Below are 10,483 nucleotides of genomic sequence, written 5' to 3'. Positions count from 1 at the left end.
CTATAACAACCCCCCCACTCGGGGGGGCGGGGTATTTTTTTTATACCCCCCCGGCCCGCCCCCCCCCGGGGCCCCCGGGCGCGCCCCCCCGGGCGCCGGGGGGCCCCCCGTCGCGATCCGCAACCCGTACGACATCGCCGGGCTCACCGGGCAGCGGGCGACCGTCGCCGCGTATTCCTGGACGGATGTCGAACTGCGGGCCGCGGTCCGGGTGATCGCGGGCCACGCCCGGCCGAAGGGGCGTCTGCCCGTCCCCGTCCAGCGGGCGGACGATCCGTCGAAGGTGCTGTACCCGGTCGGCCACGGCCTGTCCTACGCGAAACGTAACTGAGGACGCAGACCCCCCGTTCTCCCTGGCGTGCGCCCGCTCCGGCGCGCCACGCTGGACGCGGAGATCGGGGGGTCTTTTCATGCGCGCTCTCAGGAGCGGGCGGGGGCTGTTCGGGGGGCTGTCGCTCGGGGTGCTGTTCGGGCTGTCGCTCGGGGTGTCGCTCATGGTGCTGCTGTTCGCGGTGGCCGGCTGTCAGCGGTCGCCGGACTCCGGGCTGCCGGGCCCCGTCACGTACACGACCTCGCCCGTCGACCACGGGGCGGTGTTCCTGGGCCCCGGGGACTGTTCCACCCGTGGCGCGGTGTACCGCGAGGTGCCGTGCACGAGCGAGAAGGCGGCGGCGCGGGTGACGACCCGGTACGAGGGTCAGGCTCCGGGGACGTCCGCCGGCGCGATGTGCCCGGCCACCACGGACTTCGTCCTGCACGTCTCGGAGAACCGATCGGCGGCGGACGAGGACGGCGACGGCGCGGTGCCGCAGGGGTACGCCTGCATGCGCAATCTGGAGCCGCCGCATCCGGGCGACCCGGGCCGGGGCGGAGGTCCGCGCACGATCGTCGGGGACTGCCTCTCCGCCTCCCGCGAGGGCCAGGTGAAGGAGACGGCCTGCGACGGCTCCGGCGAGCGCCCGCCGGTCTACCGGGTCGCCTCGGCGGTCACGAGCCGCGACCGCTGTCCGCGTTCGACGGCGCTGTTCGTGGCGCTGGGCGGGGAAAGGCCGGTGGGCTGCGCCCGGCGGCTGTGACACCACCGGGCGCGGCCCACACTCACATGAGGCTCACACCGCGAGCGCGGGGCTCGCGGCCGGAGAGCCTAGGGGCTCGGGCGGAGAGCGACGCGAGCCGCCGGCTCACGGCCCTCCGCACGACTCACGGCCGTACGCCGTGCTCCCGGCTCAGCTCCTCCTCCGCCGGCTTGTCGAGGCGGGCGTCGAAGCGGGCGAGCGGCTGCGCGGCGGCGGCCGTCGGGGCGTCGACCCCGGCCCAGGCGAGGATGCGGGCCGTGGCCTTGGTGCGCTCGGCCTCGACGAGGCCCGCGACCTGGGCACCGTGGTTGGCGCCGGGGGCGGTGTAGACGTAGCTGTCACGGGCGCCCTTGCCGACGCGGAACGGCTCGGCTCCCCACGGGTCGTTGCCGCCGTAGACGAACAGCATCTGGTTCGCGTTCTTGCGGACCCAGTCGTCCACGTCCCGCATGGCCGACGGCTTGAACTTCGTCGGGATCTCGCGCGGCACGAAGTTCCGCGCCGGCTGGTAGCCGTAGCGGGTCAGGCCCTTGAGGTGCGGCAGCTTGATGCTGGGCGAGCCGAGCTCGGTCGCGGCCTGGTAGTAGTACGGCGTGTACGGGTCGAGGCCCTGGTCGGTGTAGAAGGACCAGCCGGAGTAGGCGTCGATGGTCTCGTAGACCTCGTCGTCGCTCGCGGCCTTGGCGTCCGGGACCGAACCGCAGACGTCCTCGCCGTAGTACTGCCAGAAGCCCCAGACGAAGTCGAGGACGACGGCCTCGTACGCCTTGTCGAGGGAGCCGACGGTGTTGAAGGTGGCGCCTTCGGTCGCGGCCCACTCCTTGTACTTCTTCTGGAGCGGCTCGCGGCGGATCAGCGCCTCGCGCTGCAGCGCGTTGAGGCGGTCACGGCACTCCTTGGTCCCGACGGTCTCGAAGAACCGGTCGTAGGCCGAGTCCTCCTTGTTGTTGACGTCGTTCGGCGCCACGTAGGCGACGACACCGTCCATGTCGCGCGGGTAGAAGCGCTCGTAGTAGGTGGCCGTCATGCCGCCCTTGGAGGCGCCGGTGGAGAGCCACTTCTGCCCGTAGATCTTCTTCAGGGCGGTGAAGATGCGGTGCTGGTCGCTCGCGGCCTGCCAGATGTCCAGCTTGGACCAGTCGGCGGGCTGCGGCCGGGACGGCGTGAAGAACCGGTACTCCATGGAGACCTGGTTGCCGTCGATGATCCGGGTGGGCTCGCGGCGGCTGGGGGTGGTGCTCAGCCCGTAGCCGCTGGTGTGGAAGACGGTCGGGCGGTCGGTGTCCTTGTGGAGGAGGGACAGCCGCTGCTTGAACGTCCCCTTCCACGGACGGTGGTGGTCGATCGGCTGGGTGTATTCGAGGACGAAGAAGCGGTAACCGGCGTACGGCTTCTCCTCGATGAGGCTCATTCCGGGGATCGCCAGGATGCGGTCCTTGATGTCCGTGCCGACGGCGCCCTCGGCGACGGTCGGGCTGCCGGTGGCCGACTCGGCGGCGGTAGCCGCACCACTCGCCCCGACGGTGCCTATGAGCACCGTGAGCGACGTCAGCCAGATCAGCGACTTGCGCATTCACCCTCCCCTTGATTCACAACGGTGTCGCGAACCTAGCGGGGGCAACGTGGGTGCCGCCAGACCCAGTTGGCCCTTACCTGTGTGACGGCAGAGGTTTCAGCAGAGGACCCATCCGGTCGAACCGCTCCGGCCGGCGATGGTACCGGTGGCCCGGACGCAGCGGTTGAGGGCGTGCACGGTGACGGGACCGGCCTGCCGGGTGAACTGCCCGCTGTCGACGGCGGGCCGCCCGCCGCGGGGCTGGAGGGAGACGGACATGGCGCGTCGCGGACCGGGGGCCTTGGCGACGGCGAGGGCGCAGACGTACTGCCGGCTGCGGTAGAGCCGCAGCTCCCCGGTGGCGAAGTCGACGGTCTTGGCGGGCCGGCCGCTGCACAGCGATCCTGCGCTGGCGGAGGCGGTGGCCGGCCCGGCGATGGTGAGGGCGCCGACGGCGAGGAGCACCGCCAACAGATGTCCGAGCAGTCGTGTGCCGCGCGCCGTCCCGCTGGTCTCACCGAACACTGGATCCCCTCCCCGCTCTCTGCCGTACATGCGTACGACGCACGGGGGCCCTGAGCGGTTGCCTCTACACGAAGTAGGTGAGGACGAGCAGCAGGAACACGCACTCCGCGCCGATCATCGTCCAGAACGCCGCCTTGCGGGAGGACGCGGGGGCGGGGCCGTCCGGGGTGCACAGCGCGTGGATCCAGGACCCGGCCGCGACGGCGAGCGTGGCGAGGTACATCCAGCCGGGGGTGGTGCCGCAGTCACCGTTGAGGACGCAGCCGGAGCCCTCGGGCGTGGTCAGGCTCAGGAACACGACCAGGACGGTCGCGGGCGCCAGGGCGAGTCCGCACCACAGGGCGCGGGTGCGCAGCCGGTAGGCCGCCGGGTCCGGGCGGTCGGCGCCGGGGCTGGACGCGGCCCGGGCGCGGGCGGGGTGCTCGTTGCTCATGGCCCCGATTCAACCCCGGCCCCGGCGCGCGGTGGAATCCGCGCTCGTACTCAGACCGCCGTCGCCGGACCCCGCTCAGACCGCCTTCGCCCCGGCCGGTTCCGCCTCGCCGATGAACGTCCGCCACAGCTCCGCGTACCTGCCGCCCCGTGCGAGCAGCTCGTCGTGGGTGCCGTCCTCCGCGACGCGGCCCTGTGCCATGAGGATCACGCGGTCCGCGCGGGCCGCGGTGGTGAGGCGGTGGGCGACGACGAGCGTCGTACGGCGGCCGGCCAGGCGGTCGGTGGCCTGGTTCACCTGGGCCTCGGTGGCCAGGTCGAGGGCGGCCGTGGCCTCGTCGAGGAGCAGGACGTCCGGGTCGACGAGCTCGGCGCGGGCCAGGGCGATCAGCTGCCGCTGCCCCGCGGAGAGGTTGCGTCCGCGCTCGGCGACCTCGTGGAGGTAGCCGCCGTCCAGGGTCGCGATCATGTCGTGGGCGCCGACCGCGCGGGCCGCCGCCTCGACCTCGGCGTCGGTCGCGTCGGGACGGCCGTACGCGATCGCGTCACGGATCGTCCCGGCGAAGAGGTACGCCTCCTGCGGGACGACGCCGAGCCGGTGACGGTACGAGGTGAGGTCCAGGTCCCTGAGGTCGGTGCCGTCGGCGGTGACCCGGCCGGCGGTCGGGTCGTAGAACCGTGCGACCAGCTTGACCAGCGTCGACTTCCCGGCGCCGGTCTCGCCGACGAAGGCGACGGTCTGCCCGGCGGGGATCCGCAGATCGATCCCCGTCAGGGCCTCCTCCTCCTCGCCATAGGCGAAGGAGACGTCCTCGAAGGCGATCTCGCCGCGCAGCGACAGCACGTCCAGGGGCTCGTCGGCCGCGGCCGTCGACGTCGGCTCCTGGAGCAGCTCCTGCATCCGCTTCAGGGAGACGGCGGCCTGCTGGTATCCGTCGAAGACCTGGGAGAGCTGCTGCACGGGCGCGAAGAAGAGGTCGATGTAGAGGAGGTAGGCGACGAGCGCGCCGGTCGTCAGCGTGCCCGCCTCGATGCGGTTCGCGCCGACGATCATCACGGCCGCGGCGGCCACGGACGACAGCAGCGTGACGAAGGGGAAGTAGATCGAGATGAGCCACTGCCCGCGGACGCGGGCCTCGCGGTAGTCGTCGCTGCGGGCGGCGAACCGGTCGGCTCCGGACTGCTCGCGGCGGAAGGCCTGCACGATCCGGAGGCCGGAGACCGACTCCTGGAGGTCGGCGTTGACGACGCTGATGCGTTCCCTCGCCAGCTCGTACGCCTTCACGCTGGAGCGGCGGAAGAAGTACGTGGCGACGGCGAGGACCGGGAGCGTCGCGAAGACGACCAGGGCGAGCTGGAGGTCGAGGACGAGCAGCGCGCCCATGATCCCGAAGAAGGTCGTGACGGAGACGAACGCGGTGACGAGCCCGGTCTGGAGGAAGGTGGACAGCGCGTCCACGTCCGTCGTCATCCGGGTCATGATCCGGCCGGTGAGCTCGCGCTCGTAGTAGTCGAGGCCGAGCCGCTGGAGCTGGGCGAAGATCTTCAGGCGCAGGGCGTAGAGGACGCGTTCGCCGGTGCGGCCTGTCATCTTGATCTCGGCGGTCTGGGCGAACCACTGGACGACGACGGTCAGCAGGGCGAGCGCGGAGGCGGCCCAGACGGCGCCCATGGCGAGCTTGTTCACGCCGTCGTCGATGCCGTGCCGGATCAGGACCGGCAGCAGCAGGCCCATGCCGGCGTCGACGGCGACGAGGCCGAGGCTGATGAGGAGCGGGGTGCGGAAGCCGCGCAGCAGGCGGCGCAGTCCGTAGGACTCCTCGGGGGTGACGGCCCGCGCCTCGTCGACGTCGGGCGTGTCGGTGGCGGGCGGCAGCGCCTCGACGGCCGCGAGCAGTTCGGGGGTGGCTCCGGGGGCCGCCGACTCCTCGGCGGGGGTCTCCTCCCGTACCCAGAGGGTGGGGGTGATGCCGCGTTCGGCGTCGAACTCGGCGTCCAGTTCGGCGCGCAGGCTGCGGTCCTCGGGCACCTCGACGGGCACGGTGTGGCCGGGCGAGACGCCGCCGAGCTCGTCGGGGTCGGTGAGGAGCTGCCGGTAGAGCGCGGAGCGCTCCTCCAGCTCCTCGTGGGTGCCGATGTCGGAGAGCCGGCCGTCGTCGAGGACGGCGATCCGGTCGGCGAGGCCGAGGGTGGAGCGGCGGTGGGCGATGAGGAGCGTGGTGCGGCCGGCCATCACGGAGGCGAGGGCCTCGTGGATCTCGTGCTCCACGCGCGCGTCGACGGCGGAGGTGGCGTCGTCGAGGAGGAGGAGCCGGGGGTCGGTGAGGATGGCGCGGGCGAGCGCGATGCGCTGGCGCTGGCCGCCGGAGAGGGTGAGGCCGTGCTCGCCCACGGTGGTGTCGTAGCCGGCGGGCAGCTCGGCGATGAAACGGTCGGCCTGGGCGGCGCGGGCGGCGGTCTCGATCTGCTCCTGGGTGGCGTCCGGGTGCCCGTACGCGATGTTGGCGCGGACGGTGTCGGAGAACAGGAAGCTGTCCTCGGGGACGAGTCCGATGGCGGCGCGCAGCGAGTCGAGGGTGAGCTCGCGGACGTCGTGGCCGCCGACGAGGACGGCACCATGGGTGACGTCGTAGAAGCGGGGCAGCAGGAGCGAGACGGTGGACTTGCCGGAGCCGGAGGCGCCGACGACGGCGACGGTCTCGCCTGCACGGATCTCCAGGGAGAAGCCGTCGAGGACGGGGCGGCCGTCCTCGTAGGCGAAGCCCACGTCGTCGAACTCGACCGTGGCCCCGGCGTCCGCCGGCAGCTCCTTGGTGCCGTCCTTGATGACCGGCTCGGTGTCGATGAGCTCCAGGACCCGGTCGACGCCCGCGCGGGCCTGCTGGCCGACGGTGAGGACCATGGCGAGCATCCGGACCGGGCCGACGAGCGAGGCGAGGTAGGCGGAGAAGGCGACGAAGGTGCCGAGCGTGATCTGGCCGCGGGTGGCGAGCCAGCCGCCGAGCGCGAGGACGGCGACCTGGCCGAGGGCGGGGACGGCCTGGAGGGCGGGGGTGTACCTCGAATTGAGCCGGATCGTGCGCAGCCGGCCCGCGAAGAGCTTGCGGCTGGCATCGCGGATCTTGCCGGTCTCCTGGTCCTCCTGGCCGAAGCCCTTGACGACGCGGACACCGGTCACGGACCCGTCGACGACCCCGGCGACGGCGGCGGCCTGTGCCTGGGCGTACCAGGTGGCGGGGTGGAGGCGGGTGCGGCTGCGCTTGGCGATGAACCAGAGGGCGGGGGCGACGGCGAGGGCGACGAGGGTGAGCGGGAGGGAGAGGGCGGCCATCACTCCGAGGGAGATCCCGAAGAGCAGGATGTTCCCGATCGTCATCGGGAGCATGAAGAGCAGGCCCTGGATGAGCTGGAGGTCGCTCGTGGCCCGCCCGACGACCTGCCCGGTGGACAGCTCGTCCTGCCGTCGGCCGTCGAGCCGGGTGATGGTGCCGTACATCTCGGTACGGAGGTCGTGCTGGACGTCGAGGGCGAGCCGGCCGCCGTAGTAGCGGCGGACGTAGGTGAGGACGTAGACGACGACGGCGGACGCGAGGAGGAGGCCGGTCCAGACGGCGAGGGACTTCGTCTTCGCCCCGATGACGTCGTCGATGATGACCTTGGTGATGAGCGGTACGAGGGCGAGGACCGCCATGCCGGCCAGGGAGGACCCGAGCGCGAGCACCACGTTGGCCTTGTACCGCCACGCGTACCCGGCCAGCCTGCGCGCCCAGCCCTGCGCCTTCGGCGCCTGCCGATCCGCCTGTTCCTGCCCCGCCGCGGCCACGTGGTCGCCTCCCGTTCGTCCTGCTCTACCGGAAGGCACCAACACGGGTGAGGTGGGATTTCATCCCGCCGCAACAAAAGCCGGGACAAGACCGGCCCCTGGTCCTAGGACCAGGGGCCGTCGTGCTCGGGTGCGCGCGGGGCTCAGAGGTGCGTCGGCTCGAACATGCGCAGGAGGGCCGGCAGGACCACGACCGAGGGGCCCGGGGTCGCCAGGGCCTTCGCGAGGTCGGCCGTCAGGGATTCGGGGGTCGTGCGGGCCGCCGGGACGCCGAAGGATTCCGCGAGGGCGACGAAGTCCGGACGGGCCAGCTCCGTGCCCGTGGCCTCGCCGAACGCGTCCGTCATGTACTCGCGCAGGATGCCGTAACCGCCGTCGTCGACGATCAGCCAGGTGACGTCGAAGCCGTACTGCTTCGCCGTCGCCAGCTCCGCGATCGAGTACATCGCGCCGCCGTCGCCCGAGACCGCGAGGACCGGCCGGGTCGGGTCGGCCGCCGCGGCGCCGAGGGCGGCGGGGAAGCCGTAGCCGAGGCCGCCGGCGCCCTGGGCGGAGTGCATCGTGTTCGGGTGTCGGGCGTCGAAGGCCGACCAGGCCCAGTAGGCGAGGATCGTCATGTCCCAGAAGCTGGGCGAGTCGTCCGGCAGCGCCTCGCGGACCGAGGCCACGATCCGCTGCTCCAGGCCGAGGTCCTGGGCCGCGAACCGGTCCCGGACCTTGGTGAGGACCGCCTTGACGCGCTCCGGGGCGCCGGCGTCCTCGCGTGCCTCCACCGTCTCCAGGAGCGCGGAGAGCGCCAGGCGGGCGTCCGCGTGGATGCCGAGCGCCGGGTGGTTCGACTCCAGCTTGCCCGCGTCCGCCTCGATCTGGATCACCCGGCCGCGCGGGGCGAAGGTGTGGTAGTTCGAGGACAGCTCGCCGAGGCCGGATCCGACGACCAGCAGGACGTCCGCGTCCTCCAGGAAGTCGGTGGTGTGCCGGTCCTCCAGCCAGGACTGCAGCGAGAGCGGGTGCTCCCAGGGGAAGGCGCCCTTGCCGCCGAAGGTGGTGACCACGGGCGCGTCGATCCGCTCGGCGAGCGCGCGCAGCTTGCCGGACGCGTCGGAGCGGACGACTCCGCCGCCCGCGATGATCGCGGGCCGCTCGGCGTTCGCGAGGAGGTGGGCCGCCACCGCCGTCAGCTCGGGACGGGGGACGACCTCCTCGGGCGTCGCGTCCATCGCCGTCACGACCGGCAGGGCGGTCTCCGCGAGGAGGACGTCCTGCGGGATCTCGACCCAGACGGGCCCGTGCGGCGCGGTCAGCGCCGACTCCCAGGCCGCCGCGATCGCGGACGGGATCTGGGACTGCGTACGGACGGTGTGCACCGACTTCACGATGTCCCGGAAGGACGCCTGCTGGTCACGCAGCTCGTGGAGGTAGCCGTGCCGGCCGCCACCGAGTCCGGCCACCGGGATCTGGCTGCCGATCGCGAGGACCGGCGCGGAGGCGGCCGCCGCCTCCTGGAGCGCGGCGAGCGACATCAGCGCGCCGGGGCCGGTGGAGAGCAGCAGCGGGGCCGCCTCGCCGGTCATCCGGCCGTACGCGTCGGCGGCGAAGCCCGCGTTGTTCTCGACGCGCAGTCCGACGTACGTGAGGGAGGAGCGGCGCAGCGCGTCGAACATGCCGAGGGCGTGCTGGCCGGGCAGGCCGAAGACGGTGGTGGCGCCGAGACCGCTGAGGGTCTCGACGACGAGGTCTCCGCCGTTCCGCCCGGCGGGCGGGTTCAGCGCGGCCTCCGTCTGTGCGGCGGTGGGGCGGAGTACCAGGTCGTGGTCGTGCGTCATGGACGAGTCCCTCGGGGGCGTGGCGTGGTCGGTCGGGTGCGGCCCGGCGGTCGGGTCGTGCCCACCCTCCCCCACACGTCGCCCGGGGGGGGACCCCCGGCCCTGCGGAAGGTATGAGCACGGCCCGCGCGACAGCCGGGCGTGGCGCGCTGCCCGCGCGCCGGCGCCTGGCGAGCGCCTACTGAGCCGCGCGGCTCTCCGCGATCTGGCGGGACATGATCGTCGTCAGTTCGTACGCCGTGTGCGAGGCGGCGACCGCGGTGATCTCGGCGTGGTCGTAGGCCGGGGCGACCTCGACGACGTCGGCCGACACCAGGTTGCAGGAGGACAGACCGCGCAGGATCTCCAGGAGCTCGCGGGAGGTCATGCCGCCCGCCTCCGGGGTGCCGGTGCCGGGCGCGTGGGCCGGGTCGAGGCAGTCGATGTCGATGGAGATGTACAGCGGGCGGTTGCCGATGCGCTGACGGAGCTGGTCGGCGACCTCGTCGGCGCCGCGGCGGTAGATGTCCGCCGAGGTGACGATGCCGAAGCCCATCTTCTCGTCGTCGGTGAGGTCCTGCTTGCCGTACAGCGGGCCGCGTGTGCCGACGTGGGAGAGCGCCTCGGTGTCGAGGATGCCCTCCTCGACGGCGCGGCGGAACGGGGTGCCGTGGGTGTACTCGGCGCCGAAGTAGGTGTCCCAGGTGTCGAGGTGCGCGTCGAAGTGGAGCAGGGCGACCGGGCCGTGCTTCTTGGCGACGGAGCGCAGCAGCGGCAGGGCGATGGTGTGGTCGCCGCCGAGGGTCATCATCCGGGCACCGGTGCCGAGCAGGTCGTCGGCCGCGGCCTCGATCGTCTCGACGGCCTCGTTGATGTTGAACGGGTTGGCGGCGATGTCACCGGCGTCGGCGACCTGGGCCAGCGCGAACGGCGAGGCGTCCTGCGCCGGGTTGTACGGGCGCAGGAGGCGGGAGGCCTCGCGGATCGCGTTGCCGCCGAAGCGGGCGCCGGGGCGGTAGGAGACGCCGCTGTCGAAGGGGACGCCGACCACGGCGATGTCGGTGGTGCCGACCTCGTCGAGTCGCGGCAGCCGGGCGAACGTCGCGGGACCGGCGTACCGCGGGATGCGGGACGAGTCGGTCGGGCCGCGGAAGGCGTTCTGGTCGCTGCTCATGGTCGGGTCCTCCTGGGGTGTATCGGTGGGGGTCCGGTCGGGGGCCTCGGGTCTCGGGGCCCCCCCCCGGGGGCCGGGGGGGCGGGCCGCCCG

At 72.8% G+C, this 10,483-nt stretch carries 7 protein-coding genes and 1 pseudogene; 2 read left to right on the top strand and 6 right to left on the bottom strand.

Annotated elements, in window-relative coordinates; all coding sequences use genetic code 11:
- Window positions 1-109 precede the first annotated feature (109 nt).
- Window positions 110-331: pseudogene (locus tag ACFVZW_RS01165) on the top strand (glycoside hydrolase family 3 C-terminal domain-containing protein); the annotation flags it as partial.
- Between the two features lie 79 nt (window positions 332-410).
- On the top strand, window positions 411-1,076 hold the full coding sequence (locus ACFVZW_RS01160; RefSeq protein ID WP_384514890.1) for a hypothetical protein: 666 nt from the start codon (window positions 411-413) through the stop codon (window positions 1,074-1,076).
- Between the two features lie 124 nt (window positions 1,077-1,200).
- Here the strand turns inward: ACFVZW_RS01160 and ACFVZW_RS01155 are convergent, their stop codons facing one another.
- The 6 genes from ACFVZW_RS01155 to speB all read right to left on the bottom strand — a co-directional run bounded on the left by ACFVZW_RS01155 (window position 1,201) and on the right by speB (window position 10,390).
- On the bottom strand, window positions 1,201-2,649 hold the full coding sequence (locus tag ACFVZW_RS01155; RefSeq protein ID WP_384514887.1) for an aminopeptidase: 1,449 nt from the start codon (window positions 2,647-2,649) through the stop codon (window positions 1,201-1,203).
- Between the two features lie 99 nt (window positions 2,650-2,748).
- A complete protein-coding gene (locus tag ACFVZW_RS01150) occupies window positions 2,749-3,156 on the bottom strand; it encodes a hypothetical protein (protein WP_384514884.1) in 408 nt (135 codons plus the stop codon).
- Between the two features lie 64 nt (window positions 3,157-3,220).
- Window positions 3,221-3,589, bottom strand: coding sequence for a hypothetical protein (locus ACFVZW_RS01145; protein WP_384514881.1), 369 nt, complete (start codon window positions 3,587-3,589; stop codon window positions 3,221-3,223).
- Window positions 3,590-3,664: 75 nt separating this feature from the next.
- Window positions 3,665-7,411 carry an ABC transporter ATP-binding protein gene (locus ACFVZW_RS01140; RefSeq protein WP_384514879.1) on the bottom strand — a complete coding sequence of 1,249 codons (3,747 nt, stop codon included), beginning with the start codon at window positions 7,409-7,411 and terminating at the stop codon, window positions 3,665-3,667.
- 143 nt (window positions 7,412-7,554) lie between these two features.
- Window positions 7,555-9,237 (bottom strand): thiamine pyrophosphate-binding protein, encoded by a 1,683-nt coding sequence (locus ACFVZW_RS01135; protein WP_384514876.1) that lies wholly within the window; start codon window positions 9,235-9,237, stop codon window positions 7,555-7,557.
- A 178-nt stretch (window positions 9,238-9,415) separates the two neighbouring features.
- Window positions 9,416-10,390: an agmatinase gene (gene speB / locus ACFVZW_RS01130; RefSeq protein ID WP_329120317.1), complete on the bottom strand. Its 975-nt coding sequence runs from the start codon at window positions 10,388-10,390 to the stop codon at window positions 9,416-9,418.
- Window positions 10,391-10,483 lie beyond the last annotated feature (93 nt).

The sequence above is a fragment of the Streptomyces sp. NPDC059567 genome, from assembly GCF_042735655.1.
Lineage (GTDB): Bacteria > Actinomycetota > Actinomycetes > Streptomycetales > Streptomycetaceae > Streptomyces.
The sequence above is the reverse complement of the archived record's forward strand: the minus strand, read 5'-3'. Positions and strand labels throughout refer to the sequence as shown.